This is a genomic window from Haloferax sp. AS1, from assembly GCF_014530665.1.
Taxonomy (GTDB): Archaea; Halobacteriota; Halobacteria; order Halobacteriales; family Haloferacaceae; genus Haloferax; species Haloferax volcanii.
This window is the reverse complement of record NZ_SPSA01000001.1, coordinates 1,807,110-1,833,655: the sequence shown is the minus strand read 5'-3', so window position 1 is coordinate 1,833,655 and position 26,546 is coordinate 1,807,110. Positions and strand designations below refer to the sequence as shown.

The following is a 26,546-nucleotide window of genomic DNA, read 5'->3' as shown; positions in this document are numbered from 1 at the left end:
CGTCACATGAACCGAATCCATGGAGGCGATATAAGTGGCCGCAGCAGGAGGGGCGAACCTCATCCCGCTCGTCGCCGCGATAATCGGCATCGGCGTGGTCTCGCAGGTGCTCTCGGACCGCTTTCAGGTCCCCAGCGTCGTGTTCCTCATCGCGTCGGGCATCCTGCTCGGCCCGGAGGTCCTCGGCGTCATCTCTCCCGACTCGTTCGGGAACGCACTACAGGCCATCGTCGGTCTCTCGGTCGCTATCATCGTTTTCGAGGGCGCGTTCCACCTTCGAATCGACAAGCTACGGGAAGCGCCGGCCGCGACGTTCCGACTCGTCACCGTCGGCGCGATAATCTCGTTCGTCGCGACGGGCGTCGTCGTCCACTACGCGCTCGGCGCGCCGTGGCCGGTGTCGTTCCTCGTGGGCGCGCTCCTCGTCGCGACGGGACCGACGGTCATCGCGCCGATTCTCGAAGTCGTCCCGGTCCGCGACCGGGTCGGCGCGGCGCTCGACACGGAGGGTATCGTCAACGACGTGACGGCGGCCATCGTCGCCGTCGTCATCTTCGAGGCCATCCTCGAAGGCGTCAGTAGTCCCGACGCCCTCGTGACGCTGTTCGCCGAGCGCCTCGGCGTCGGCGTCATCGTGGGTGCAATCGTCGCCGGGTCGCTGTACTACGCGCTCCGGTACGTCGACCTCTCGCCGGGCAACGCGCCGCAGAACGCGCGCCTGCTCGTCCTCGCCGGCGCGCTCGTGTCCTACGCGGCCGCCGACTACGTCGCCACGGAGGCCGGCATCGCCGCGGTGGCGACCGCCGGCATCCTCCTCGGCAACGCGGACGTGCCGTACGAAGAGGAGATTTCGGCGTTCAAAGGCGACATCACGCTGCTCGTGCTGTCGTTCGTCTTCATCGCCCTCGCGGCGCTGTTGGACTTCCAGAACCTCCTGAATCTCGGCGTCGGCGGCCTCGCCGTCGTCGCCGCCGTCGCGCTCGTGATTCGGCCGTTTTTGGTCTTCGTCTCGGCGCGCGGCGACCGCTTCACGAGAGAAGAGAAGCTCTTCATGAGCTTCGTCGGCCCGCGCGGTATCATCCCCGCGTCCGTGGCCTCGCTGTTCGCTATCGCCCTGCAGGAGGAGGCGACGCGACTGGCGGCCGAGGGAATGACCCAGCAGGCCGCCGCGCTGAACCAGAGCGCCTCGATTCTCGTCGGCACGGTGTTCCTCGTCATCCTGACGACCGTCGTCTTCGAGGCCGGTCTCGCTCGCCGGATTGCAGAATATCTCGACGTCATCCCAATGCGTGTACTCATCATCGGAGGCGGGAAAGTGGGCCGTGCGCTCGCCGAACGCCTCGCAGACCGCGGAGAGAACGTGGTCCTCATCGAGCAGGACCAAGAAGTAGTCCAGACGGCCCGGAACATGGGCTTTACCGTCCATCACGGCGACGGAGCCGACACGAGCGTCTTACGCTCCGCGGGGGCCGCGAACGCCAAGTTCGTGGTCGCCGCGACCGGCGACGACGACGTGAACCTGCTCGTCGCGCAGTTGGCGAACTCGAAGTTCGACCCCGAGAGCGTCCTCGCGCGGGCGAACAACCCCGACAACGTCGAGGCGTTCGAAGAACTCGGCGTTCGGACCATCTCGTCGACCATCGCCACGGCGCAGGCGCTCGACAACTACATCGAGCGCCCGTCGATGTCGAACTGGATGGGCGAAATCGGTCGCTCCGGCGACGTCCAAGAGGTCGAGGTCACCGCCGAGCGACTCATCGGTCGGACCATCCGCGAGGTCGGACCCGAACTGCCGGACGGCTGTCTCGTCACGCTCGTCTCGCGGAACGGTGACACGACGGTCCCCAACGCGGAGTACACACTCCAGGAAGGCGACCGCATCACCATCATCGGCGAGCGCGAGGCCGTCCGGGACGCAGAAGAGCTAGTCAACCCCGAATAGCGGCTCTCGCCGCCCGGCGCTCGTTCGGTTTTTCGCGTCGCCCCCGACCGCTCAGCGCCGGGCCCACCGAACGAACACCGCCCAGTAGCCGACGGTGAGCGCGACGAGGACGACCCAGACGGACGCGCCGGGAGCGGGGCTCGAAACGAATCCGAATCCCGCGGAGGCGGCCGCCGCCACCAGCGCCACCAGCGCCGCCAACGCCCCCGACAGGGCGGTCGTCGTGAGGTTCATCACCGAGATACTCTCGACGACGGGAGTATGAACGTGACGGAATTGGCACGGACGTTTGTGACATATCTCGGGCGGGGAGCAACGATGCGTCTCGGGGGGCTGGAAAAACAAAAAGCAGCCGAGCCCGCAGCTATCTGCTGAACTCTATCGCCGCGCCCTGACCGAAGCCGACGCAGAGCGACGCGAGGCCGCGGTCCACGTCGCGCTTCTGCATCTCGTGGATGAGCGTCACCGGCAGGCGCGCGCCGGACGCCCCGAGCGGGTGGCCGAGCGCGATTGCGCCGCCGTTGACGTTGAGGCTGTCCGCGTCGATGCCGAGTTCGCGCCGGGAGTACTCACACTGGCTGGCGAACGCCTCGTTGATTTCGACGAGGCCGTAGTCGTCGATGTCGGTGCCGGCGCGGTCGAGGAGGCCGCGGGTGGCCGGGACCGGGCCGATGCCCATGACCGTCGGGTCGACGCCGGCGACGTTGTTCGTGCCGACCGAGGCCAGCACGTCGAGGCCGCGGTCCTCCGCGAACTCGCGGCTGGTGACGAGGACGGCGGCCGCGCCGTCGGTTATCTGCGAGGAGTTGCCGGCGGTGACCGAGCCGTCGCCCGAGAAGGCGGGGTCGAGGCCGCCGAGAATCTCCATCGAGGTGTCGCGGCGGATGCCCTCGTCCTCGGTGACGACGCCGTCGGCCGTCTCGACCGGGACGATTTCGTCGTCGAAGCGACCCGAGTCGGTCGCCTCGGCGGCGCGCTGGTGGCTCCGGAACGCGAACTCGTCTTGGGCCTCGCGGGAGACCTCGTACTCCTCGGCGACCTTCTCTGCGGTCATCCCCATCTGCAACTGGAAGATGTTGTACTGCTCGCCCAGTTCGGGGTGGAGGTGCTCGTAGGAATCGCCGTCCATCGGCACGCGGGACATGCTCTCGACCCCGCCGGCGACGATGCACTCGCGGTTACCGGCGGCGATGGCGTCGGACGCGGAGATGATGGCCTGCATCGAGGAGGCGCACCAGCGGTTGATGCTCGTCGCGGGCGTCCCCTCCCCGAGGGCCGACAGGAGCGCGATGACGCGGGCGACGTTGTTGTCCTGTTCGGCGCGCTGCTGGGCGACGCCCCACATCAGGTCCTCCACGTCGTCGGGGCCGACGTCGTGTTCGTCGAGGATGTGGTCGATGAGCGTGACCGAGAGGTCCTCGCTTCGAACGTCTTCGAACACGCCGCCCGCCTTACCGAACGGCGTGCGGTACGCGGCCGCGATGACTGGCTCTGGCATGGCACAGCATCGGGGTTCGAACACCATAAATAGTTTAGAACTCGCTATTCGTCGTGACGAGTTGTTCATCGGGTCGAAAAACGCCGAGAGAGCGGAAACGTGGAAACGACGGCCCGACTCTCGGAACTCAGGAACTGGTGGCGGAGTCGCTGTCCGGCCGACCGGGGGTTCCGCCGGTACCCGCGTCGGCAGCCGTTGGTTCCGCCGGGAAGAGCTCCGGCGCGACATCCGCCGAGGCGTGCTCGAACGGCGCGTCGTCGACGCGGGTGTCGGCGTCGGCGACGGCCTCGGCGTCGTCAGCCGGGTCGTCGTGGGCGCTGCGTTCGGTCATGCTCAGTCGCTCGTGACCGCCTGTTCGGACTGCGCTTCGTCCTCGGCGAACGGGTACCACGACTGCTTCGCGTCGTGCATGTACGGCGCTTCGAACTCCGTCTCCTCGGGCACGCAGTACTCCGTGACCGCCTCGGTCCCCTCGGCGTCGACCCACTCGCGGAACGTCTGTCCGGGCTCGCGGCGCTCCGCGAACGCCTCCACGAGCGACGCGATGGCCCCCGGCACTTCGTCGGCCGGGACGCGCTGTTGAATCCAGTCGACGAACGACGGCTCCTCACCGATGCCGCCGCCGACGCCGATGTCCATCGCCTCGACCATCTCGCCGTCCTTCTGGGCGCGCATGCCGAACAGGCCGATGTCGGCCGTGTTCGCCTGCCCGCAGTCGGCGGTGCAACCGGAGTAGTGAATCTTCAGTTGGCTCACGTCGTCGGGCACGTCCACGTTGTCGCGGAGCCACCGGAGCATCCGGGCGGTCCGGGCTTTCGTCTCCGTGAGCGCGAGCGAGCAGAACTCCGTGCCGGTACAGGCGACCGTGCCGCGCTGGAACGGGTTCGGGACGGGCGTGTGTTTGCCGAGGAGCGGCTCTGCGAGCAGGTCGTCGAGCTTCTCCTCCGGCACGTCCATCAGAAGCGGGTTCTGGCGGCGAGTGAGCCGTATTTCGCCGGAACCGTACTCGTCGGCGATGTCGGCCAGTTCGATGGCGTCCGACGCCGTGAGCCGACCGACCGCGACGCTGAGGCCGACGTAGTAGTCGCCGTTGGCCTGCTCGTGGACGCCGATGTGGTCGTGTTTCCCGTCAGACTCCGGGCGACCCGCGTTGTAGGTGTACTCGTCGCGGATGTTCTCGCCCGCAGACCGGAGTTCGAAGTCGACGTACTCCTCCTGAAGCAGGTCGCGAATCTTCTCCGTGCCCCACTCGTCGACGAAGAAGCGACTGCGGGCGCGGGCCCGAACGTCGCGGTTGCCGTGTTCGTGGTAGAGTTCGACGAAGCCGCGGACGACCTCGTAGGCGCGCTCTTCGTCGGCGACGAAGATGTCGAGGTCGCGGGCGACGCGCGGCTTCCGGGAGCCGAGGCCGCCGCCGACGCGGACGTTGAAGCCGGTGACGGTCTCGCCGTCGATTTCTTTGGTCGCGGGTTCGAGCCCCACGTCGTTTATCGAGTCCTGCGCGCAGCCCTCCCGGCAGCCGGTGACGCTGATGTTGAACTTCCGCGGCATGTTCGACAGCGCGTCGTTCCCGCGGAGGTCCTCTTGGAAGCGGTCGAGAAGCGGCTGGGATTCGACGAGTTCGTGCTTGTCGCGGCCGGCGACCGGACAGCCGGTGATGTTCCGCATCGTGTCGCCGCCCGCAGAGCGCGAGGAGACGCCCGCCGCTTCGAGCCTCTCCCAGACCTCGGGGATGTCTTCGAGTTCGAGCCAGTGGAGCTGAATCGACTGGCGGGTCGTCAGGTCGATCCACGCGTCTCCGAACTCGGGGTTCTCGACGGGGCCGGAGGCGTAGTCGCGCGCGACCTCACCGATGGCGCGAAGCTGCCCCGGTTCGAGGACGCCGTTGGCGTTCGTCAGCCGCATCATGAAGTACGAGTCCTGACCCGTCCGCTGCTGGAAGACGCCCCAGAACTTGAAGCGAGTGAACCACTTGTCTCGCTCCTCTTCGGGGATGGCGTCAACCCCCTTTTCCGCGAACTCCTCGATTTTGTCGCGGACCGCGTCGCCGTAGAGCTCCGACTTCCAGGCTTCCTTCTTACTCGCCATTACCGACCACCAGTGGGCAATCGTCCACTATCCGTGTGCGTTTGGTTGCGAACTTGGTCATGTTTCGTGATAACACGACTCGATAGAAGTTGATAAGCGTATTCGTTGATAATGTGTAGAAATAGGCCTTATGTTCACTATTCGTCCATTTTATAACCAAATATTCCGAATATAAGGGCGTATTCTGGGCAGAAAGCCGGCTGTTTATTCGACAATCTAAACCCACTATAATGAACGATAGTGTAGTATGTGCCTCGAACGCGGCTCACCGGCGAGGGGTGAGCGCGCGCAAGTCGTCGAAGGAGTTCACGTTGTGAAACGCGTGCGTCCCGGCGTGAGCCTCCACTTCGCGGTCGTCGAGGACGGTCACGTCGAGCGCGGACATCACGGTCTGGAGGCGCTCGTCGCCGTCGCGGATAGTGTCGGTGCAGGCGACTTCGGCGGCGCGGCAGTGAACGACCGCGGGGAGCGGTTGGGTCGTCTCGGAGACCCGCGGGACGACGCCGGCGCTGCCCTGCAAGCGGCCGAAGAGGTGCGAGATGAACCCGCTCGGGACGAGCGGCATATCGCACGGGAGGACCGCCGCGTACTCGGCGCTCGTCGCCCGCAGGGCGGTTCGCAGGCCGAAGACGGGGCCTCGGTCGGGATGCGAGTCCTCCGCGAACCGGATATCGAAGTCCAAGAGTGCGCCGGCGAGGGAGTCGCGCTGTTCGGCGCGGCAGTTGACGACGAGTTCGTCGACGACGGGGTCGAGCGAGGCGGCGACCCGGTGAATCATGGGCTGGCCGCCGACCGTAGCCGTCGCCTTGTCGATGCCGCCGAATCTGGTCGAGCGGCCGCCGGCGAGGATGATGCCCGCGCGGCCGGTGTCGAGGTGTGGGTGCGACGCGTCTGCCATTCTCAGGCGGCGGTGGGTTCGAGTTCGCGGGACCGTCCGCCGGCGGCGACGAACGCCATCAGTCGCTCACCTCGGCGGCGAGGCGGTCGGAGGCGGCTGTCGTCTCGGGGTGTTCGAGGCGGACGGCGCACTGCTTGAAGTTCGGTTCGTTCGACTGCGGGTCGACCGCAGGGCTTGTAAGTCGGTTTGTCATGGGATGGTGAATAGAGAGCCAGACGAGGCCCGGCGGGACGGCGTCGTCGGGGTCGAGCGTCGCCGGGACCGACGCCCGACGGGAGACGACGGTGGTTCGGCGGTCGCCCTCGGGGTCGACGACCGCGTCGCGGTGCGCGTCGATAGTGTCGGGATGCGCGCGGGCGACCGGCTGGTCCGGCGTGTCGCTCCGCGTGCGGACCCCGGTGTTGTACCCGTCGGCCTCGCGGCCGGTCGTGAGCGTCAGCGGGTACGACTCGTCGGCGGGTTCGGGGAGCGACGACCCCGAGAGCGCGCTGAACTGGGCCTTCCCGGACGCCGTCGGGAACGACCACGTCGGGTCGTCCGATTCCCCGTCGGCGTCGTCGTAGTAGCGGTATCCGCCCTCGCTCGTCGGGTCCGGCGCGGGCCAGCGGACGGCGCGCTCGCCGTCGAGTCGCGTGTACGACAGCCCCGAGCAGTCGGCGTCGGTCCCCTCGGTGAGCGCGGCGAACTCGTCGAACAGTTCGCTCGGTGAGACCGACGGTCTCGGGAGCAACCCGGGCGCGACGCGGGCGGCCACGTCGGCGATGATGTCGAGGTCCTGTCTGACGCCCGGCGGCGTCTCCGTGGCCGGGCGGACCCGCGAGACCGTCCGCTCCATGTTCATCGTGGTCCCCTCGGACTCTCCCCACGTCGCCGCGGGGAGCACCACGTCCGCGAGTTCGACCGTCTCCGACCGGAAGGCGTCCTGCACGACGAGGAACGAGTCTTCGAGGACCTCGCGGGCGGCCGTGGCGTCCGGGAACCCCGCGAGCGGGTTGGTGGCGACGGTCCAGATGACCGACGGCGACGACTCGAACATGCCGACCGGTCCCGGGCCGTTGTCGTCGGGGAGCCGAGAGACGGGCACGTCCCACGCCTCGGCGACGGTCCGGCGGTGGTCCGGGTGTTCGAACGGTCGGTGGCCGGGCCACGTCCCCTTCGAGGAGACCACGCGGGTGCCCATCGAGTTCGCCTGCCCGGTGAGCGAGAAGGGGCCGGACCCGGGGCCGAGGTTGCCGGAGGCGAGACAGAGGTTCACGAGCGCGCCGGCGGTCGCGGTGCCCCGGACGCTCTGGTTGACGCCCATGCCCCAGTAGACGAGCGTGGGCGCGTCGAGGAGCGACGCCAGTTTCTCGACCTCGTCGAGGGTGACGCCGGCCTCCGACGCCGCCTCCTCGACCGGGGGGAGTTCGTCGACGACGCGGTCGAACCCCTCGGTATGTTCCTCGACGAACGCCTCGTCAACGCGGTCGGTCTCGACGAGGTGTCCGAGAATCGCCTGCGCCAGCGCGAGGTCGCCGCCGGGGTCGATGGCGACGTGGTCGTCGGCGACGCCCGCGGTCTTCGTCTCGACGGGGTCAACGACGACGAGGTCGCCGTCGTCGGCCGACTGGCGAATCCACCGGAACATCACGGGGTGGGCGACCGCCGGGTTCGCCCCCCAGACGAGGTGCGTCTCCGCCTCGGGGATGTCGTCGTAGGTCGGCGGCGGCGCGTCGCTCCCGAAGGCGCGGTAGTAGGCCGTGACCGCGCTCGCCATGCAGAGCGTCGTGTTCGCGTCGTAGTGTCTGGTGCCGATACCGCCGCGAGCGAGTTTTCCGAGGGCGTAGGCGGCCTCGTTCGTCTGTTGGCCGCTGCCGAGGACGGCGACCTCGTCGGGGTCGTCGGCCATCGCGTCGCTGATAGCGTCTCCCGCGCGCGAAAGCGCGTCCGACCACGAGGTCTGCCGGAGTTCGCCGTTCTCCCTGACGAGCGGTCGCGTGAGCCACGAGCCGTCGGGGTCGGCCGACTCGCGGATGCCGCGACCGCAGGCCAGCCCGTTGTTCACGGGATGCGAGGGGTCGCCCCGGACCGCGTCGAGACCGTACGCCGTATCGGAGCCGAGGTGGACGTGGCCACAGCCGACCGCACAGCGCATGCAGGTCGTGGGGACTTGTTTCGCCACGCGACTCACCACCCACCGCTCGCGTCGAATGTACCGCATTCGGGCATATATCCCGTGCCGTTCGTGAATATCATTTCACTTTCTTGGCTCACAGTGGCGGAAGATAACCATAAAGACCTAATCGTTTAATAACGGATATTTTCCCCACGTGTTCCGAATAAAGACACAATATACAATCGAATGAAAGGAATATAATCGCGTAAATCCCCCAATTTAAAATATGTTTTTTGATTGTTTTTCTGAAATTAATGTCTGACGGCGGTTCCGGACCGCGTTCCGTGCCATCGAGGCCGGTCGGTCGCGCGCGGCACCCGGCGGCGCTCCGACGCTCTTATGCGTCTCCCCGGGCAATTTCTGGGGGATGAGTGAACGGGCGCTCGAGGTTGTCGAGTTTCTGCTGACGGCCCACCTCTACACTGACGACCGAACGCTTGACGAAAACGACCTTCCCCCGCGGTATCGACGCGTCTTCTGGGCGGACGCCGAGGACGACGGCGACGAGGACGACTCGTCGGCCGCCGGCATCGAGCGACCGCTCGTCGTGACCGAGTCCGTCGCGCGGAAGGCGACCGGCGTCGAACACCCCTGGGACGCGATTTCCGACCTCATGTTCACCCAACGTGAGGAGTTCTCCGGCCGCCTCTCGCTGACGCAGCCCGAGATGGCGCTGGAGTGGTTCGTCAAGCGAGCCGACTACGACCGGCTCGTGACGAACCCGACGGTGGCGAAGTCGGTCGAGGACCGCGACGACGTGGACGTGACCCACGCGGACGCGAGAGAACAGACCCGGCCGATTCACGCCGACCGCGTGTGGATAGACAGCCTGCTCGACGAGTACTTCGACGACGAGGACGACGCCGAGATGCTCGACCTCGTGCAGGTCCGCGCGCCCGAGGAAATCGAGATGACGCTCGACGACCTCGTGCTCACGACGGACCAAGAGGGCGAGATTCACAAGCTGATGAAGGCCATCGAACACCGCGAGTACCTCGCGGACATCGGCCTCCGCGAAATCGGGAAAATCCTGTTCGTCGGACCGCCGGGGACCGGCAAGACCACCGTCTCGCGGGCGCTCGCCCACGAACTCGGCCTGCCGTTCGTCGAGGTGAAGCTCTCGATGATTACGAGCCAGTACCTCGGCGAGACGGCCAAGAACGTCGAGAAGACGTTCGAAGTGGCGAAGCGCCTGTCGCCGTGTATCCTCTTTATCGACGAGTTCGATTCGGTCGCCAAGACCCGCCGGTCGGACGAGCACGCGGCGCTCAAGCGCGCGGTCAACACGCTGCTCAAGAGCATCGACGACATCTCGCTGATTCGCGACGAGGTCATCCTCATCGGCGCGACCAACCACCCCGACCAGCTCGACTCGGCGGCGTGGCGGCGCTTCGACGAAATCGTCAACTTCCCCAAGCCGGACCGCGGGATGCGCGCCGACATCCTCCGCGTCATCACGAACCGGATGGACATCGACGAGTTCGACCCCTCGGCCATCGCGGACGTGACGGAGGGCCTGACCGGCTCCGACCTCCGACTCGTCCTCCGCGAGGCCGTCCTCGAAGCGCTCACCGAAGAGCGGATGGAACTCACGCAGGACGACCTGCTCGAGGCCGTCGCGGACTTCGAAGAGCGCGACAACCTGAAGAACCTCGACATGATGTCCGACTCGTCGGAACTCGTCGCGGGGTCGGAGTCCGGAGACGGTCACGACCACAGTCACGACCACGACCACGCGGACGAACACGAAGGCGAGACGCAGAAGGACGCCGGCGCGGCGCAGTAGGCGGGCGACGGGAGCGCCCGCCGCCGTCGGCCACGTTTATACCTCGCCGCCTCCGTGGTTGAATCAATGCGCGTGACCCTCCTCGGGACCGGCGACACGACCGGAACGCCCACCGTCGGGTGCGACTGCGAGACCTGCCTCGCGGCCCGCGAGCGAGGCATCGAGCGGACGCGCTTTTCGGTCCACGTGCAAAACGAGCGGACCGGCGAGTCGCTCCTCGTGGACTTCAGTCCGGACTTCCGCCACCAGTTTCTCACGCAGGACGTGCCGCTGCCCGACGAAGCCTTAGTCACCCACATTCACTTCGACCATCTCGACGGCCTCGGGAACGTCTACCGCCTCCTCGACGACCTCGCGGTCCACGCGGCCGACGAGGTCGACCCGGTCACGGGCGAGAGCGTCGCCGACGCGATTCGCTCGAAGTTCGACTACCTCGACCGCATCTCGGTCGAAGACCGGACGCCGTTCGAGTCGTTCCGCGCCTGCGGCCTCGACGTGACGTTCGTGCCGGTCGTCCACCCGCCGCTGGTCTGTTACGGCGTCGCCATCGAGGACCCCGAGACGGGTGCGAAGCTCTCGCTTTCGGGAGATACGACCTACGCGATTCCCGAGGCGTCCCGCGACGTGCTCCGGAATCCCGACCTGCTTCTCGCCGAGGCCATCGTCCCCGCGTCGGTCTGCGAGTACCACCCCATCGGCGGCGACGACTACGACGAAAACGGGGTCGCGCGGACCTTCGGCACGAAGCACATGACCCGCGAGGGGGCCATCGCGCTCGGCGAAGAACTCGACGCCGACGAGACCCGCCTCGTCCACGTCGCCCACTACTATCCCGCCGACGAGGCGTTCGAAGAGCCGCTGGCGGTCGACGGCGAGGTGTACGACCTGTGAGGCTGCGAGCCGTCGCCGAGGACACGGCGTTCAGATATCTCATGGTCGCCGGCGTCGTCGCGGCCGCGGGAAACTTCGTCCTGACGTACGTCGACACGGGTCGGCTGGACCTCGTCGGCGTCGTCGTCCAAGTCGTCTTCGTCGCCGTCATCGGCGTCGCGCTCGTCGCCTACTGGAACTACATGGAGCGGCGGGCGGACGCGGAGTGAGGCGTCAGCGATACCGGTCGAGTCCCGACTGTCTGCGGACCGCGCCGGGCGGGTCAGCGACCCAGTCCGTCCGCGACTCGCGGAGGCCGTCGCGGTCCAGTTCGGGCGGGTCGGCCGCCTCGAACGCCGGGCAGTCCGTGCCGCACTCCGAACCGGGGTCGACGACGTGGTCGAAGTGGTCGCAGACCGGGCGGCCGTCGGCGTCGACGCGGGCGCGGGCACAGCCCGGCAGGTCGTAGGCGCGCCATCCCTTGCCGTAGGCGCGCTCGGCGAGTCGGAGGCGCGCGGTTCGCTTTTCTGCGGGCGAGACGAGCGCCACGTCGGTGTGCAGCGAGTGGTACTCGACGGGTTCGACGCCGGTCGAGTCGGGCGAAAGCGGGCGAGGCTCGCGGACCACCTCGCGGTCGCCGGTGTCGGGGTCGAAGCGCCAGACGCCGACTTCCTCCGGAATGCGGTTGAGGTGCGCGCCGGTAACATAGCTCTCAGTCGTGAGAATCACTTCGTCGAAGACCGCGAGGCTCACGTCGAGGCGAAGCTGTCTGAGCAGGTCGCCGGGGCTTCCGAGGTCGGGTTTGTTCTCGATGCCGACGAGCCGGGCGAACCAGTCGTCCGGGTAGCGGGCGGCGCGGCGGACGTACTCCCTGCTCCGGCGGCGCTCGGACTCGAAGAAGCCGACCTCGACGGCGCGGTCGGTGGCGCGCCGGGCGCGACCGGGGTGGCAGTCGAAGCCGTCGCGCCAGAAGACGGCGCTGCCGGCTCCCACGTCGCTCTCGATGGCCGCCGCGGGAATCGCGCGGTCGGTGATGCGGGCGCGGTCGTCGAACCCCGGCCCCGGGACGACGGCGCACACGTCGATGATGCGGCTCCCCGGCGAGGCGACGGACGCGCCGAGTTGGCGCGCGGGGAGCCAGTCGGTCGTCTGTTCGAGGCGGGCGCAAAGCGCCAGTTCGAAGGCGAACTCCGAGGGCGACGACGCCGGAACGGGCACGTGACACGCTCGGTGGCGGAGCGGCAAAAAGGTCGCTCCCACGGCCGTCGGGTCGTGTCGGTGTTCTCGTATCTGATTTTCGGGGGGTACCTATTTGAGACAGAGCGCGGCAGTACTGACCGATGAAGGGGGAAAACAACGAAACCCACAGTATCAGGCGGAGAGCGTACCTCGGAATCGCGGCCAGCGCGGGACTCGCAGGTCTCGCCGGTTGTAGTTCCGGAATGACCGCGAGCGCCGCGCGGGCACCGCCGCAGGTTCCCGAGGCGGCGCTCGAAGCCGGCGGCTGGGAGTACATCGGGGGACACTCCTTAGACCCGGCCTTCGAGCAGTCGGTCGGCCCGGCGAGCGTCTCCGCGGCGTTCGAGACGCTCGTCTACGAGGACATGGACCTCTCGGAGACGCTGAAAGAGAAGACGCTCGGACAGGCCGAGGGGCAGTTCTCGCTGTTCTTCGCGACGCGCGTGACGCTCGACCCGAGCCTGTCGAACCTCCCGAAAGCGGCCCGCGGGACGGTCGTCGACGTGGTCGAAGAACACGCGCGGGCGAACTACGAGGGGCAGTTAGAGGACGTGGATGTCACGGACATCGAACAGACGGGCACGCGGTCGACGACGGTCGACACCGGCGAGTCGGCGCGCGTGACCGAGTACGAAGCCACCATCGCCTTCGACGAGATTACGTTCCCGTTCACCGAGGAAAAGGAGTTCACCATCGAGGGACAGGAGTTCGACGTCAGCGGGATGCTGGCCGTCTGGGAGCACGACGGGACGATTCTCGTCGCCGGCGGCGCACACCCCGGCGAGAACATCGAACTCAGCGTGACCAAGGAGCCGACCGAGGCCATCGAGGTCTCGGTCGACATCGACCTCGGCCTCACGCCCGACGCCTACCGCGAGGAGCTTCAGTCGCTCGTCGCGGGCGTCGAATAACCGGCAACGCCCGGAGCCGACAGCGATTCGAGGGGTTACTCGAATCGGTCCACGAACCGTCGTGCCGGGGGGCACGACCACCCATTTTTCGAGCCGTCGCCGGGACCGGGAGACGCCGCTGAATCGCCGCGCGCGGTGTGTGACCGCCCGACGCGGCCACAGCGTCGCCGCTCCGAGAACAGCACCTTTATCAGTCGTTCGGAGCCAAGTTCACGCAAGATTACTCTCAGGAGGTCAATGGTGACGAAAAACCCACAACAACCGGAGGTGAACATCGGACTCGTCGGTCACGTCGACCACGGAAAGACGACGCTCGTTCAAGCGTTGTCCGGCTCGTGGACGGACCAGCACTCGGAGGAGATGAAGCGCGGTATCTCCATCCGACTCGGGTACGCCGACGCGACGTTCCGTCAGATTCCCGGCGTTGACGCGCCGGAGTGTTACACGGTCGAAGAGGAGACGGAAGACGGCGAGGAGACGGACGTACTCCGCACCGTCTCGTTCGTCGACGCGCCCGGCCACGAGACGCTCATGGCGACCATGCTCTCTGGTGCCGCCATCATGGACGGTGCCATCCTGCTCGTGAGCGCGACAGAGGACGTGCCGCAGGCCCAGACGGCCGAGCATCTGATGGCGCTCGACATCATCGGCATCGAGAACATCGTCATCGCGCAGAACAAGGTCGACCTCGTCGACCGCGAGCGAGCCGTCGACAACTACGAACAGATACAGGAGTTCGTGGAGGGTACGGTGGCCGAAGACGCGCCCATCGTCCCTATCAGCGCCCAGCAGGAGGTCAATCTCGACCTCCTCATCGAGGCCATCGAGGAGGAGATTCCGACGCCCGACCGCGACGAGACCGAAGACAGCCAGATGTACGTCGCGCGCAGCTTCGACATCAACCGCCCGGGGACGACCTGGGACGGCCTCGCGGGCGGCGTCATCGGCGGCAGCGTCGTCGCCGGCAAGCTCGAAGCGGGCGACGAACTCGAACTCCGCCCCGGCCGCGAGGTCGACGAGGAGGGCCAGACCGAGTGGCGCTCTATCACGACCGAAATCCGCTCGCTCCAGGCGGGCGGCAACATGGTCGACGAGGTCCGCCCCGGCGGGCTCTGCGGCGTCGGGACCGGTCTCGACCCGAGCTTCACGAAGGGCGACGCGCTCGCGGGACAGGTCGCCGGCGAGCCCGGCACGCTCCCGCCGACGCGCGAGCAGTTCACCATGGACGTGGAACTGCTCGACCGCGTCGTCGGCGGCGAGGAAGGCGAGGGTATCGACGAGATATCCACCGGCGAGCCCCTGATGCTCACCGTCGGCACCGCGACCACGGTCGGCGCGGTGACGAGCGCGCGAAGCGGCGAGGCGGAAGTCTCGCTCAAGCGCCCCGTCTGCGCCGAGGAGGGCGCGAAGATAGCCATCAACCGCCGCGTGGGCGCTCGCTGGCGGCTCATCGGTATCGGGACGCTCAAGTGACGTGACCGCCACCGTAGTCGTCATGGACACGAACGCGCTCATGATGCCGGTCGAACTCGACGTCCGCGTGTTCGACGAACTCGACCGGCTGCTCGCGGCCGACGCGGACCTCGTGGTCCCCACGGCCGTCCTCGACGAGCTGGAGAAGCTCTCGTCGGGCGGCGGGACCGAAGGCGTCGCGGCGAGCGTGGGCGCGGACCTGGCGACCCGGTGCCGGGCGGTCGAAACCGAGGAATCGTACGCCGACGACGCGGTCGTCGAACTCGCCGAATCGGGCGAGGTCGACTACGTCGTCACGAACGACAAGCCCCTCCGTGACCGGGTGCTCGACTGCGGGATTCCCGTCGTCGGCATCCGGGGGCACGCCACGCTGGCAATCACGGAACCTTAACGAAACTATGTACAAACGGGTACGACTCAAAGATACAGTCGAAGTCCCACCCCGACACCTGGGCGACGTGACGCCCGAGCGGGTCAAGCGACTGTTGCAGGACAAGTTGGAAGGACGGATGGACGAGGACGTGGGGAGCGTCGTGAGCGTCGTGAACGTCAACGACATCGGCGAGGGCACCGTGCTGCCCAACCGCCCCGGCGTCTACTACGAGGCCGACTTCGACGCCATCACCTACGACCCAGACATGCAGGAGGTCGTCGACGGCATCGTGGTCGAAGTCGTCGAGTTCGGTGCCTTCGTCGGCATCGGCCCGGTCGACGGGCTGCTGCACGTCTCGCAGATATCCGACGAATACCTCGCCTACGACGGCGAGAACCAGCAGCTCGCGTCGACCGAGTCCAACCAGACGCTCGCCGTCGACGACGAGGTGCGCGCCCGCATCGTCACGAAGAGCATCGACGAGCGCAACCCGCGCGACTCGAAGATCGGCCTCACGGCCAAACAGCCGGGGCTCGGCAAGCACGGCTGGCTCGAATCGAAGCGCCAGCAGAGCGAGGCCTCGGCGGAGGGTAACTGATGGCGAAGCCCCGTCTCGCCTGCCGCGAGTGCCACTTCGTCAACGACCCGGACAAACAGACCTGCGAGAACTGCGGGTCGAGCAGTCTCACCGAGGACTGGGCGGGCTACGTCGTCATCACCCATCCCGAAGACAGCGAAATCGCCACCGAGATGAACGTCACCGAACCCGGCGGCTACGCGCTGAAGGTCCGCTGAGGGTCCGCTGAGCATGCTCACCCTGCCGACGGCGCTTCGGGCGGCGTTCAAAGAGCCGTTCGGCCCGGTGTACGCCGAGGCCGACGACCTGCTGGCAGACGCATCCAGCGAGGACGCGGACGCGCCGCTCGTCGCCGTCGGCGACGTCGTCACCTTCCACCTCCGCCGCGCCGGTCGCCCGCCGGACGTGGCCGTCGTCGACGGCAAGACGAAACGCGAGGCCGTCGGCGAGGAGATTCGGCGGGCGGTCGAGACCGGCCGCCTCGTCGAGGTCGAAAACGAACCGGGCACCGTCTCCGTCGCCCTCGTCGAGGCGCTCGTGGCCGCGCTCGACGACCCCGAGCCGACGACGCTCCTCGTCGAGGGCGAAGAGGACCTCGCCACGCTCCCGGCGGTGCTCGCCGCGCCCGTCGGTTCGACCGTCGTCTACGGCCAGCCCGACGAGGGAATGGTCCGCGTCGCCGTCACCGACGCGGCCAAAAGCGAGATGCGGGACCTCCTCGCGCGGTTCGACGGCGACTTCGACGCCGTCGTCGCGCCCATCGACGCCTGAGACGCGGGCGCGCTCGTCCCTTCGAAATCCTTTTACTTGCTTCGGAGGGAATTACGGGTAACTGAACCATGGATATCGAAATCATCTCCGAGGAGGAGAACCCCATGTTGCACCGGACGGACGTTCGATTCGAGATCGTCCACGAGGAAGCGACGCCCTCTCGTCTGTCGGTCCGCGACTCGCTCGCGGCCAAGCTGAACAAGGACTCCGACGAGGTCGTCGTCCACGAACTCGACACGAAGTTCGGCATGCGCAAGACCGCGGGCTACGCGAAGGTCTACGAGAGCCCCGAGTTCGCGCGCGACGTCGAGCAGGACCACATGCTCGAGCGCAACAAGATTACCGACGCCGAAGTCGAAGCCGAAGAGGCGTAGTCTCGGCTTCCGACCGCCGTTTCTTCACACTCGATGCGCATTCTCGGAATCGAAGGTACAGCGTGGGCCGCGAGCGCCGCGGTTTTCGAGACCGACGACCCCGACGCGCTCCGCTCCGGTACCGGACGGACGCCCGACCCCGCGGTCGACCACGTCTTCATCGAATCTGACCCGTACCAGCCCGACAGCGGCGGCATCCACCCGCGCGAGGCCGCAGAGCACATGGGGACCGCCATCCCCGAGGTCGTCGAGACCGCGCTCGAACACGCCGCGGCGCGACACGACGGCGACGGCCCCGTCGTCGACGGCGTCGCCTTCTCTCGCGGCCCCGGTCTGGGGCCGTGTCTCCGCATCGTCGGCACCGCGGCCCGCTCGGTCGCCCAGACGCTCGACGTGCCGTTGCTGGGCGTCAACCACATGGTCGCGCACCTCGAAATCGGCCGCTACCAGTCCGGCTTCGACTCGCCGGTGTGTCTGAACGCCTCGGGCGCGAACGCCCACCTGCTCGGCTACCACAACGGCCGCTACCGCGTCCTCGGCGAGACGATGGACACCGGCGTCGGCAACGCCCTCGACAAGTTCACCCGCCACGTCGGCTGGACCCACCCCGGCGGCCCGAAGGTCGAGGCGGCCGCGGAGGACGGCGACTACGTCGAACTGCCGTACGTCGTCAAAGGGATGGACTTCTCGTTTTCCGGCATCATGAGCGCCGCGAAGGACGAGGCGGACGCGGGCACGCCCGTCCCCGACATCTGCGCCGGTCTCCAAGAGACCGTCTTCGCCATGCTCACCGAGGTGGCCGAGCGCGCCCTGTCGCTGACGGGGACGGACGAACTCGTCCTCGGCGGCGGCGTGGGCCAGAACGCCCGCCTGCGCGAGATGCTCGCGGAGATGTGCGACCAGCGCGGCGCGAAGTTCCACGCGCCCGAACCGCGGTTCCTCCGCGACAACGCCGGCATGATAGCCGCCCTCGGCGCGCGGATGCTCGCCGCGGGCGACACGCTCGCGGTCGAAGACTCGACCGTCGACCCGAACTTCCGGCCCGACCAGGTCGACGTGACGTGGCGCGGCGCGGACGAGTCGGTCGCGCGCGCCTACACCGACGACGGCGCGATTCGCGGGGCCGAGGCGACCGTCGACATCGGTACCGAGGAGGTCGTCAAGCGGCGCGTCCCGAAGACGTACCGCCACCCGGAACTGGACGACAGGCTCCGACGCGAGCGTACGAAGGCGGAGGCGCGGCTGACGAGCGACGCCCGGCGCGCCGGCGTTCGGACGCCCGTTATTCAGGACATAGACCCCGTCGACGGCGTCATCGCGTTCCAGCGGGTCGGCGATGCGGACCTCGCGGAACGGCTCGACCCCGAGGCCGTCCGCGTCGTCGGCGAGTACCTCGCACGACTCCACGAGGCCGGTATCGTCCACGGCGACCCGACGACGCGGAACGTCCGTGTCGGAACGGGGCCGGACGGCGACCCGCGCGTGTATCTCATCGACTTCGGCCTCGGCTTCCACACGGGCCACGTCGAGGACCACGCGATGGACCTCCACGTGTTCGCCCAGAGCGTCCAGGGGACCGCCGCCGACGCCGACCCGCTCATCGACGCGCTCGAAGCGGGCTACGAGGCCGTCGGTTCGGCCGAGGTCATCGCCCGGTTGCGCGAGGTCGAGTCGCGCGGCCGGTACCGGTAGGCCGCCGTCGAACTCGTCGGAAGGCCAAAACGATTTATCCCGAGCCGGCGTATCCGTCACACATGGCAGACAAACCGCAGCGCGGAACGCTTTTCGGCATCCCGTACAACTTCGAGCGCCCGAGCGCCGGCCGACTGCTCTCGTCGTACTGGCAGCCCGGCAAGGGCATGCTGGTCGAAAAGCCGTTCGGCATCGGCTACACGCTGAACCTCGCGAGCTGGCGGTCGTGGGTCGTCCTCCTCGTCGCCGGCGGCCTCCTCTGGAACGAGCGCCAGAAGGCGGAAGAGACGGAAGACGAGGCCGAGGCCGACGACGGCCCCGTCGAAGTCATCGTCGACTGAGGCGACGCGACCGACACCGACGACTTTTCCACGTCCGCCCGCGGAGGGCCGGACATGCTCCGATACGTCACCACGAACGCGGGGAAGGTCCGCGAGGCGCTTTCGTACCTCGACGACGACGTGACTCAACTCGACTTCGACTACACCGAGGTGCAGGCGTCCGACCTCGGCCCCATCGCGGCCCACGGCGCGCGCGAGGCCTACCGCTACGCCGACGAGCCGGTGCTCGTGGACGACGCCGGTCTCTTCATCGACGGCTTCGAGGGCTTTCCCGGCCCGTACTCCTCGTACGTCGAGGACACCCTCGGCGTCGAGGCGGTTCACCGACTGGCCGCGGCCGAGCTCGACGAGCCCCGCCGGGCCTCGTTCCGCTGCGTCCTCGCGTACTGCGACGGCGAGCCGTTCGAGGCGAGTCCGGACCCGATAGACCGCGACGACCGGACCGTGGCGGCCGCACGCGGCGCGGAACAGGACGCAGAAGAGACGGAGGCGCTCCCGGTGAAGCTCTTTACCGGAAGCGTCAACGGCCGCATCGTCCCGCCGCGCGGCGAGGGCGGCTTCGGCTACGACCCCATCTTCGAGCACGATGGCGCGACGTTCGCGGAGATGAGCGCCGAGGAGAAAAACGGCATCTCCCACCGCGGGCGGGCGTTAGCGAAGTTCGCGACGTGGTACGCCGAGAGATAGCGAGGCGAACGTCGTCGGGCGCGGAGCGTCCGACGGAAGTACGCCGAACGGTAGTGAGGCGTCCGTCGAAAGTCGCTGATTGTCGGCCAGACGCTGAACCGGAGTCGTCGACCGCGTCGCCAGTCGCTACGCTTACCTCGCCGGAGCGACCCCGAGACGCATGGACCCCAGCGACTTCTTCGAGGGCGGGACCGTGACCGTCTCGGCGGCGACCTACGCGGTCGTCAAGACCGAACGGAGTGACCCGGACGCCTTCGCGACGATTCGAGACGGAACCGAGACGACGGTCGTCGTCGAGGAGGGACGCGTCGACGAGGCGGCGGCCGTCGAAATCGAGCGGGGCTGGAAGCGACTCACCTTCGAGATGGTCCTGCCGTTCGAACTCGTCGGCTTTCTGGCGCGGGTCGCGGGCGCGCTCGCCGCGGAAGATATCTCGGTGTTCGCGCTGTCGGCGTACTCGACCGACCACGTGCTCGTCCGGGAGGGCGACGTGGCGGCGGCCGCGACGAAGCTCGAATCGCTCGGGTGTGCCGTCGAGCGCGCCGAGGACTCCGGCGGCGGGAACTAACGCCGGTCCCGGCTCGCGAGCGAACAGTTTGATACGTTCGGCGGTGCCACATTAGCCGTGATGGTTCCCGACTCCGACGACTCCCTCCCACTCGTCACCGACCCCGGCCAGACCGACCGCGCGCGCACCGCCCGAGTGAGAGCCGACCCTCGCCCCGGCCCCGACTTCGACCCCGTCACGACCCACAATCGCGGGGGGTCACGCTCAGGCATCGCGGGCGCGTACGGAGACGCATGAACCGAGCGAACGTCGTCGCCGCCGGCGCGGCCAGCGGCTACGGCATCGCCGTCTTCGCCGCCATCGCGGTGTTCTTCGGCGACGCCTCGCAGGGCCTCGGTGTTGCCGTCGGCTTCGGTCTCGTGACCGTCCTCGCCATCTTCGCGGTGACCCGCGTCCTCAACGACTGACCCGACAGGCGGTCAGCGACAGAGCCGACACGGGTGGTCGATTGGGGCGGCGCGAGCGACTACGCCCGCGGGTCGCGGTCCGGCCCGGGGTACGGCCCGCCTTCGACCTCGGCGTAGAGACTCTCCGGCGCGAACAGCGACGCGAACGCCTTCGGATGGCGGACGCTGACCGGGAAGCGACCGCCGAGCGCCGCGCCCGCCTGCGCCGAGCTAAGCCGGTCGTCGAACGTGAGGAGATGCATCGCGCCGCCGCGGTAGGCCGACGCAAGCGCGGGGTTGTCGCCGTCCGGATGGGCGACGAGTTCGGCCCACGAGTCGGTTTTCTCGCGCCAGTCGGCCGCGAGGTCGGCGTCCGCGAGCGACGAGACGACCGCCTCGGCGTCGTCGAGGAGCGGGTCGCTGGCGACGAGCGTCGTCCACGAGTGTCGCCGCAGGTGGTCGAGCGCCGCTCTCGCGGGGCCATCGACGAGCAGGTCGGCCGCGAGCACGTCGGCGTCGGCGACGACCCGCGCGGGCGAGGGCTCCGTCTCAGGCATCGTCGCCTCGGCGGGCGCGAAGCGCCTCGCTGATGTCGGCTTCGGTGGTGTCGTAGGCGGCGGCGCGGGCGAAAAGCGACTCCCAGCTCATGGCCGTCTCCACGGGGCGAGTCGAAAAGAATCCGACGCAACCGGATTCGGGGTCGAATCGTTACGATGCACCGGTATTGAAATTATTTGTGATTACGTTGCGTGGGAAACAGTTAATTCGCGTTCGGCGAACCACAATGCATGGCGATAGAGCGACGGCGTTTCTTACAGGCTGCTGGTGTCGGTGCGGTTCTCGGACTGAGCGGATGCACGGGGAACACGAGTCCCCCGCAGGCGAACAACGAGACCGCCGAGGGCTCTGGCGGGAGCGAAAGCGGTGACGGTTCGACCCAAGAGCTGACGCTGGCGACGACGACGAGCACGTACGACACGGGGCTGCTCGACGCCCTGAACCCGGTGTTCGAGGAGAAGTTCAACGCTCGGGTGAAAACCATCTCACAGGGGACCGGCGCGGCAATCGAGACGGCGCGAAACGGCGACGCGGACGTGATTCTCGTCCACGCCCGCGGCGCGGAAGACGAGTTCCTGCAAGATGGCTACGGCGTCAACCGCCGCGACGTGATGTTCAACGACTTCGTCGTCGTCGGGCCGGCGGACGACCCCGCGGGCATCTCGGGAATGGAGAGCGCGGCCGACGCCTTTGCGACCGTCGCGGACGCCGGGGCGACGTTCGTCTCCCGCGGCGACGACTCCGGGACGAACAAGAAGGAACTGCTCATCTGGGAGGCCGCCGGCGTCGAGCCGTCGGGGACGTGGTACCGAGAAATCGGCAAGGGCATGGGCGACACGCTCGTGCAGGCCGACCAGTCGGGCGCGTACACGCTCTCCGACCGCGGGACGTTCCTCGCGACGCAGGACAACATCGACCTCGAAATTCAGGTGCAGGGCCCGCTCAAGGGCGGTCCGACCATCCTGAAGAACCCCTACGGCGTCATCCCGGTGAACCCCGCGAAGTACCCCGACGTGAACTACTCGCTGGCGATGGCCTACGCCGGCTTCCTCACGAGCCCCGAGGGACAGGAGATAATCAGCAACTACACGGCCAACGGGTCGCAGTTGTTCTTCCCCAACGCGCTCTCGGAGGACCCGCAGTTCGGCCAGTACGTCCCCGAGAACTACGACGGCGGGGAGAACGCCTCGTCGTCGGCGTCGGTCTCCGACGCGCAGTTCGAGTCGTGGGTGGCACAGCACGTCCCCGAGGACTTTTAGTCCGACCGGACCCCACCACCGCCCGTGTTCGCCCTCGGCGACCTGAACCTCACCTACCTCGTCAGCATCACGGCCGTCTCGCTGTACGTGAGTACCGCGGCGGTCGCGCTGAGCGCCGCGCTCGGCCTACCAATCTCGCTGGCGGTCGGGTTCCGCGACTTCTACGGGAAGTCGGTCGTCACCTCCGTCATCTCGACGGGGATGGGCTTTCCGAGCGTCGTCGTGGGGCTCGTCGTCCTCTTGGTGCTGTCCCGGTCCGGGCCGCTCGGGACGTTCGAACTGCTGTTCACGCCCGAGGCGATGATTCTCTCGCAGACCATCCTCGCGCTCCCCGTCCTCGTGAGCGTCTCGCTGTCGGCGGTCCAGTCGGTTCCGCAGGACCTCAGAGACGCCGCGTTCGCCGCCGGCGGCACCTCGACCGACGTCGCCCTGTTGGTCGTCCGCGAGGCGCGCTACGGCATCGTCACGGCGCTTCTGGCCGCCTACGGCCGCGCCATCAGCGAGGTCGGCTCGGTCCTCATCGTCGGCGGAAACATCGTCTTCTCGGACAGCACGTCGTTCACCCGGACGCTCACGACGGCCATCACCGTCGAGGCGCGGAAGGGGAACATCGAGACGGGCATCGCCCTCGGAGCCATCCTGCTCGCGCTCGTCCTCGGCGTGAACGCCCTCGGCGCGCGCTTCCGCGACCGGACCCCGGGACGGAACGGGAGGGGACGATGACGACCGAGCGACCGGGTGCCGGCGATTCGGGTTCCGAGAAGCCCGACGAGACCGCCGCGCCCGACCCGGCGGCGAACGGCGCGCGGCGGAGCAAGACCCGACTCGCGGCCCGCAGCCTCGGCCACGGCTTCGGCGACGGCGCGGTGCTGGAGGATATCTCGCTCGCCGTCGAACCGGGCGAGATTCTCGCCGTCGTCGGCCCCTCGGGCACGGGGAAGACGACGCTCTTCCGACTGCTCGCCATGTTCGAGCGTCCCGGCGAGGGGACGGTCGAGGTCGGCGGCGACGACGTGTGGGACCTCCCCGAGGCCCGCCGGCTGGCGGTCAGACGCCGGGTCGGGATGGCGTTTCAGACGCGGAGCCTCTTTTCGACGACGGTCGAGGAGAACGTCTCCTACGGGCTTCGAGTCCGTCGGTCGTGGTCGGCTCGCGTCCGCGACGCGGTCGAGGGACTGTTCGGCCGCGACGAGCCGTCCGAGACGGTCAGAGACGCGCTTCGGACCGTCGGAATGTTCGACAAAGTCGGCCGCGACGCCGGCTCGCTGTCGGCGGGCGAGGCCCAGCGCGTCGCCATCGCGCGGGCGCTCGCGCCCGACCCCGACGTGTTGCTGCTGGACGAGCCGACGTCGAATCTCGACCCGCGGAACACCGCCGCCATCGAGTCAGCGATGCGGGCGGCGCGGGACCGCGGCATCGCCGTCGCACTCGCGACCCACGACATGCAACAGGCTCGGCGGGTGTCGGACCGGACGGCCGTCATCCTCGGCGGGACGTGCATCGAGTCGGGGCCGACCGACGCGGTGTTCGAGTCGCCGGACGACGACCGAGTCCGCCAGTTCGTCGAGGGGAAACTCGTCTACTGAACGCGGGCTGACCGCCGCGGTCTCGTCGGTGGTATAACAGCACATATTGCGGGTAGATGGCGTGTGACTCCCGTCTGACGCGGATTTAAGGTTCCCCATACGTACCCGAGTATGGGGCGCGTATTCGGCCTTCGTTCCCATCCTCCCACCGGCGCGCCCGGCACGAAAACCACCACCACCATCGTCGTTCTGGTTCCCCCGGTACGACGCGCGGCGCCGCCACCACGGCGCTGTTTTCCGAGGCAGACCGTACCGCAGCGAAGCGTCTCGGTTGCGACGGGTCTCGACAGGAAACTCGTCGTTTCGGCGTCAGCCGAGCAGTTTCGACCGAACCCGGTCCAACGCGTTGCGCTCCGTTAACAGCGCGAGCTGGTCGCCGGGCTCGACGACGGTTCCCGGAAGCGGAATCGTCATCGGCTCGCGTTCCCGGCCGTGGGCGTAGACGCGGCCGTCCGCACCGAGGTCGATGTTGGCGACGTGTTCGCCGACGACGGGCGCGCCGTCGGGGACGCTGACCGTCGTCAGCCGAAGTTGGTCCGTCAGGTCGCCGATGGCGTTGAAGTCGCCGCCGAGAAGCGCCGTCTTCGCCCCGGCCGCGCCGAGGCGTTCGGGGTAGATAATCTCGTCCACGTCGTCGGCGTAGCGCTCGTAAATCTCCTGGCGGTAGTCCTCGCTAATTCGCATGACCGTCCGGCAGTCGTACTCTTTGCCGAGCATGCAGGCCGCGAAGTTGATGTTCGGGTCGCCGGTCAGCCCGCCGATGGCGTCCGCGCCCTCGATGCCGGCCTCCCGCAGCACGGTTTCGGTGCCGCCGTCGCCGAGGACGGCCTCGAACCCCTCGTCGCGGGCGCGGTCGACCTTCTTGTCGTTGTTGTCGACGACCGTCACGTCGTGGCCCTCCTCGCGGAGCACTCGGGCGGTCCGCGAGCCCACGCGACCGTACCCAACGATAACGAAATTCATGGTAGTAGTATGCACACCGGGTGGCTAAAAGATGGCCCCGTCAGGACCGAGTCCGTTCGAGGCGTTCCCTGACTGAATCGATGGTGTCCGCGAGCGGCGGCGTCCCGAAGAGGGCGACGAGCACCGCCCCGACGGTGTCGAAGACGAGGTCGACGATGGTGTCGCTGAGTCCGTACTGGACGAGGACGGCCTCAGAGCCGATGGCTTCTGCGGCGAGGCGCGCGCCGAACTCCAACACCTCCCAGAACACGCCGGCCGCGAGCGTGAAAAGCAGGACGTAGACGAACATGAAGCGGTCGGGGAGGTGGACGGCCTCGGTGTACTCGTCGACGGCCCGCGCGGTGACGTAGCCGACGGCCGCGACCACGGTCGCCGAGAGCGTGTGGGTGACGTGGTCCCACCAGTCGATGTAGTTGTACGGGCCGAGCATGCCGACGGCGTGGAGCAACACCGCCAGCGCCAACCAGAGACCGAGAAGCGGGTGGAGCCGAATCTGCCAGTCGCGGCGGAGCACCGCGGGGAGGAACGTCGCGCCCAGCGCGAGCACCGCGTTGACGACGACGCTCAGATTCCGCGTGTAGATGCCGACGAGCAAGATACACAGGATGGCGGCCTGAATCACCCGCCCCGCGAGCCGTTCGAATCGACGGGAGACCATTGCGGTGTGCTACGGCCTGAGCGCCCTAAATTCGACCGTGGTACTAGCTAGCACGACCACCGACACCGTTTTTCCTCCAGATTGCATACGCCCCACCGATGATGGCCACCACTCACGCCCTCGCGGGTGTCGTCCTCGGCACCGCCGTGTGGGCGCTGGTCCCCGAGGCCGGGATGCTCCCGGTGCTCGCGGCCGCACTCGGCGGCCTGTTCCCCGACTTCGACCTGTACGCGGGGCACCGGAAGACCCTCCACTTCCCCGTGTACTTCAGCGCGCTCGCCGTGCCCGCGGTCGCGGTCGCCGCGCTGAACCCGACGACCACGACGCTCGCCGTCGCACTGTTCCTCGCGGCGGCCGCGCTCCACTCCGCGTCGGACGTGCTCGGCGGCGGCCTCGAACTCAAGCCGTGGCTCGGCACCTCCGAGCGCGCCGTCTACGACCACTGGAACGGCCGGTGGCTCGCCCCGAAGCGACTGATTCGCTACGACGGCGCGCCCGAGGACCTCGCGCTGACGCTCGCGTTTGCCGTCCCGCCGGTCCTCGCCTTCGACGGCCTCGCGGAGACGCTCGTCATCGCCGCGGTCGCCGTCTCCGGCGTCTACGTCCTGCTCCGCAAGCCGATGGTTGCGATTGCCGAGACCGCCGTCGCGGCGATGCCCGACCACGTCGTCGACCTCATGCCCGAGCGGTTCGTCCGCGACTTCCGCTGAATCGCACCCACTTCTGCCCGAGTTCCACCCGCTTTTTCGAACGCGTACGACGGCCTCTCCGCCGTCAGCGCTGCCCCTGATACCGACCAGCGGAGCGACGACGCCCCCCAGTTCCCGACGACGAACCGGGGAGTCGAACCCGTTCGCGTCGGCGCGGTACGGGGGATGAACCGCTCGCGTCCC

Annotated in this window: 30 protein-coding genes; 20 read left to right on the top strand and 10 right to left on the bottom strand. The window is 68.0% G+C overall.

All coding sequences use genetic code 11. The features are described from left to right. Positions 1 to 34 precede the first annotated feature (34 nt). Positions 35 to 1,942, top strand: coding sequence for a cation:proton antiporter (locus E4P24_RS09770; RefSeq protein WP_004062981.1), 1,908 nt, complete (start codon positions 35 to 37; stop codon positions 1,940 to 1,942). 51 nt (positions 1,943 to 1,993) lie between these two features. Here E4P24_RS09770 and E4P24_RS09765 read toward each other — a convergent pair whose 3' ends face one another. The 6 genes from E4P24_RS09765 to nasA form a co-directional block, all read right to left on the bottom strand. Then, positions 1,994 to 2,176: a hypothetical protein gene (locus E4P24_RS09765; protein WP_188148421.1), complete on the bottom strand. Its 183-nt coding sequence runs from the start codon at positions 2,174 to 2,176 to the stop codon at positions 1,994 to 1,996. A gap of 130 nt (positions 2,177 to 2,306) precedes the next feature. After that, positions 2,307 to 3,440 (bottom strand): thiolase family protein, encoded by a 1,134-nt coding sequence (locus tag E4P24_RS09760; protein WP_188148420.1) that lies wholly within the window; start codon positions 3,438 to 3,440, stop codon positions 2,307 to 2,309. A gap of 127 nt (positions 3,441 to 3,567) precedes the next feature. Beyond that, positions 3,568 to 3,771: a hypothetical protein gene (locus E4P24_RS09755; protein WP_115861202.1), complete on the bottom strand. Its 204-nt coding sequence runs from the start codon at positions 3,769 to 3,771 to the stop codon at positions 3,568 to 3,570. A gap of 2 nt (positions 3,772 to 3,773) precedes the next feature. Further along, positions 3,774 to 5,528 carry a nitrite/sulfite reductase gene (locus E4P24_RS09750; RefSeq protein ID WP_115803253.1) on the bottom strand — a complete coding sequence of 585 codons (1,755 nt, stop codon included), beginning with the start codon at positions 5,526 to 5,528 and terminating at the stop codon, positions 3,774 to 3,776. Between the two features lie 265 nt (positions 5,529 to 5,793). Beyond that, on the bottom strand, positions 5,794 to 6,426 hold the full coding sequence (locus E4P24_RS09745) for a molybdenum cofactor guanylyltransferase (protein WP_004062986.1): 633 nt from the start codon (positions 6,424 to 6,426) through the stop codon (positions 5,794 to 5,796). Positions 6,427 to 6,484: 58 nt separating this feature from the next. Then, the gene (gene nasA, locus E4P24_RS09740) at positions 6,485 to 8,626 is read right to left on the bottom strand and encodes an assimilatory nitrate reductase NasA (protein ID WP_188148419.1); all 2,142 of its coding nucleotides are present in this window, start codon (positions 8,624 to 8,626) and stop codon (positions 6,485 to 6,487) included. 322 nt (positions 8,627 to 8,948) lie between these two features. Between nasA and E4P24_RS09735 the strand changes: the two genes are divergently transcribed. The 3 genes from E4P24_RS09735 (at position 8,949) to E4P24_RS09725 (ending at position 11,467) form a co-directional block, all read left to right on the top strand. After that, positions 8,949 to 10,367 (top strand): ATP-binding protein, encoded by a 1,419-nt coding sequence (locus E4P24_RS09735; RefSeq protein WP_115803255.1) that lies wholly within the window; start codon positions 8,949 to 8,951, stop codon positions 10,365 to 10,367. A gap of 66 nt (positions 10,368 to 10,433) precedes the next feature. After that, positions 10,434 to 11,258 (top strand): MBL fold metallo-hydrolase, encoded by an 825-nt coding sequence (locus E4P24_RS09730; protein WP_188148418.1) that lies wholly within the window; start codon positions 10,434 to 10,436, stop codon positions 11,256 to 11,258. Then, positions 11,255 to 11,467: a hypothetical protein gene (locus tag E4P24_RS09725; RefSeq protein ID WP_188148417.1), complete on the top strand. Its 213-nt coding sequence runs from the start codon at positions 11,255 to 11,257 to the stop codon at positions 11,465 to 11,467. The genes E4P24_RS09730 and E4P24_RS09725 overlap by 4 nt, the downstream gene beginning before the upstream one ends. A 4-nt stretch (positions 11,468 to 11,471) precedes the next feature. Here the strand turns inward: E4P24_RS09725 and E4P24_RS09720 are convergent, their stop codons facing one another. Continuing rightward, entirely contained in the window at positions 11,472 to 12,455 is a 984-nt protein-coding gene (locus tag E4P24_RS09720) for a DUF5787 family protein (protein ID WP_115803257.1), read from the bottom strand. Positions 12,456 to 12,679: 224 nt separating this feature from the next. Here E4P24_RS09720 and E4P24_RS09715 point away from each other — a divergent pair, with 224 nt between their 5' ends. The 12 genes from E4P24_RS09715 to E4P24_RS09660 all read left to right on the top strand — a co-directional run bounded on the left by E4P24_RS09715 (position 12,680) and on the right by E4P24_RS09660 (position 20,650). After that, positions 12,680 to 13,387 (top strand): hypothetical protein, encoded by a 708-nt coding sequence (locus E4P24_RS09715; protein WP_004041783.1) that lies wholly within the window; start codon positions 12,680 to 12,682, stop codon positions 13,385 to 13,387. Positions 13,388 to 13,624: 237 nt separating this feature from the next. Beyond that, positions 13,625 to 14,860 (top strand): translation initiation factor IF-2 subunit gamma, encoded by a 1,236-nt coding sequence (locus E4P24_RS09710; protein ID WP_115803258.1) that lies wholly within the window; start codon positions 13,625 to 13,627, stop codon positions 14,858 to 14,860. A 22-nt stretch (positions 14,861 to 14,882) separates the two neighbouring features. Beyond that, a complete protein-coding gene (locus tag E4P24_RS09705; protein ID WP_004062994.1) occupies positions 14,883 to 15,251 on the top strand; it encodes a hypothetical protein in 369 nt (122 codons plus the stop codon). A 7-nt stretch (positions 15,252 to 15,258) separates the two neighbouring features. Continuing rightward, positions 15,259 to 15,831: a DNA-directed RNA polymerase gene (locus E4P24_RS09700; RefSeq protein WP_004041780.1), complete on the top strand. Its 573-nt coding sequence runs from the start codon at positions 15,259 to 15,261 to the stop codon at positions 15,829 to 15,831. Beyond that, the gene (spt4, locus tag E4P24_RS09695; RefSeq protein ID WP_004041779.1) at positions 15,831 to 16,028 is read left to right on the top strand and encodes a transcription elongation factor subunit Spt4; all 198 of its coding nucleotides are present in this window, start codon (positions 15,831 to 15,833) and stop codon (positions 16,026 to 16,028) included. Before E4P24_RS09700 ends, spt4 begins: the two co-directional genes overlap by 1 nt. Before the next feature lie 13 nt (positions 16,029 to 16,041). After that, complete coding sequence (locus E4P24_RS09690; RefSeq protein WP_115803259.1) at positions 16,042 to 16,581, top strand: GTP-dependent dephospho-CoA kinase family protein; 540 nt, start codon at positions 16,042 to 16,044, stop codon at positions 16,579 to 16,581. Positions 16,582 to 16,649: 68 nt separating this feature from the next. Next, the gene (locus E4P24_RS09685) at positions 16,650 to 16,955 is read left to right on the top strand and encodes a 30S ribosomal protein S24e (RefSeq protein WP_004041777.1); all 306 of its coding nucleotides are present in this window, start codon (positions 16,650 to 16,652) and stop codon (positions 16,953 to 16,955) included. Positions 16,956 to 16,988: 33 nt separating this feature from the next. Beyond that, positions 16,989 to 18,647, top strand: coding sequence for a bifunctional N(6)-L-threonylcarbamoyladenine synthase/serine/threonine protein kinase (locus E4P24_RS09680; protein ID WP_006601112.1), 1,659 nt, complete (start codon positions 16,989 to 16,991; stop codon positions 18,645 to 18,647). Between the two features lie 62 nt (positions 18,648 to 18,709). Further along, complete coding sequence (locus tag E4P24_RS09675; RefSeq protein WP_004041775.1) at positions 18,710 to 18,988, top strand: DUF5808 domain-containing protein; 279 nt, start codon at positions 18,710 to 18,712, stop codon at positions 18,986 to 18,988. 54 nt (positions 18,989 to 19,042) lie between these two features. Further along, on the top strand, positions 19,043 to 19,675 hold the full coding sequence (locus tag E4P24_RS09670) for a non-canonical purine NTP pyrophosphatase (RefSeq protein WP_004062997.1): 633 nt from the start codon (positions 19,043 to 19,045) through the stop codon (positions 19,673 to 19,675). A gap of 160 nt (positions 19,676 to 19,835) precedes the next feature. Next, positions 19,836 to 20,243: an ACT domain-containing protein gene (locus tag E4P24_RS09665; protein WP_115803261.1), complete on the top strand. Its 408-nt coding sequence runs from the start codon at positions 19,836 to 19,838 to the stop codon at positions 20,241 to 20,243. 233 nt (positions 20,244 to 20,476) lie between these two features. Next, positions 20,477 to 20,650: a hypothetical protein gene (locus tag E4P24_RS09660; protein WP_004041771.1), complete on the top strand. Its 174-nt coding sequence runs from the start codon at positions 20,477 to 20,479 to the stop codon at positions 20,648 to 20,650. Between the two features lie 59 nt (positions 20,651 to 20,709). On the opposite strand, the gene E4P24_RS09655 is transcribed toward E4P24_RS09660, so the two are convergent. Continuing rightward, a complete protein-coding gene (locus tag E4P24_RS09655; RefSeq protein ID WP_004063000.1) occupies positions 20,710 to 21,186 on the bottom strand; it encodes a PIN domain-containing protein in 477 nt (158 codons plus the stop codon). Positions 21,187 to 21,417: 231 nt separating this feature from the next. On the opposite strand from E4P24_RS09655, the gene E4P24_RS09650 reads away from it, so the two are divergent. From E4P24_RS09650 to E4P24_RS09640, 3 genes are read left to right on the top strand one after another with little or no spacing between them, the layout of a single operon-like run. After that, on the top strand, positions 21,418 to 22,446 hold the full coding sequence (locus tag E4P24_RS09650; protein ID WP_115803262.1) for a substrate-binding domain-containing protein: 1,029 nt from the start codon (positions 21,418 to 21,420) through the stop codon (positions 22,444 to 22,446). Positions 22,447 to 22,470: 24 nt separating this feature from the next. Next, positions 22,471 to 23,169, top strand: a complete 699-nt coding sequence (locus tag E4P24_RS09645) for an ABC transporter permease (RefSeq protein ID WP_004063002.1) — start codon at positions 22,471 to 22,473, stop codon at positions 23,167 to 23,169. Beyond that, entirely contained in the window at positions 23,166 to 24,032 is an 867-nt protein-coding gene (locus tag E4P24_RS09640; RefSeq protein WP_115803263.1) for a phosphate ABC transporter ATP-binding protein, read from the top strand. Before E4P24_RS09645 ends, E4P24_RS09640 begins: the two co-directional genes overlap by 4 nt. 309 nt (positions 24,033 to 24,341) lie before the next feature. Here the strand turns inward: E4P24_RS09640 and E4P24_RS09635 are convergent, their stop codons facing one another. Together E4P24_RS09635 and E4P24_RS09630 are read right to left on the bottom strand one after the other, a co-directional pair. Next, the gene (locus E4P24_RS09635) at positions 24,342 to 24,995 is read right to left on the bottom strand and encodes a TrkA family potassium uptake protein (protein ID WP_004041766.1); all 654 of its coding nucleotides are present in this window, start codon (positions 24,993 to 24,995) and stop codon (positions 24,342 to 24,344) included. Between the two features lie 40 nt (positions 24,996 to 25,035). Beyond that, positions 25,036 to 25,653 (bottom strand): hypothetical protein, encoded by a 618-nt coding sequence (locus E4P24_RS09630; RefSeq protein WP_004063005.1) that lies wholly within the window; start codon positions 25,651 to 25,653, stop codon positions 25,036 to 25,038. Positions 25,654 to 25,751: 98 nt separating this feature from the next. Here E4P24_RS09630 and E4P24_RS09625 point away from each other — a divergent pair, with 98 nt between their 5' ends. After that, positions 25,752 to 26,363, top strand: coding sequence for a metal-dependent hydrolase (locus tag E4P24_RS09625; RefSeq protein WP_186372488.1), 612 nt, complete (start codon positions 25,752 to 25,754; stop codon positions 26,361 to 26,363). Positions 26,364 to 26,546 lie beyond the last annotated feature (183 nt).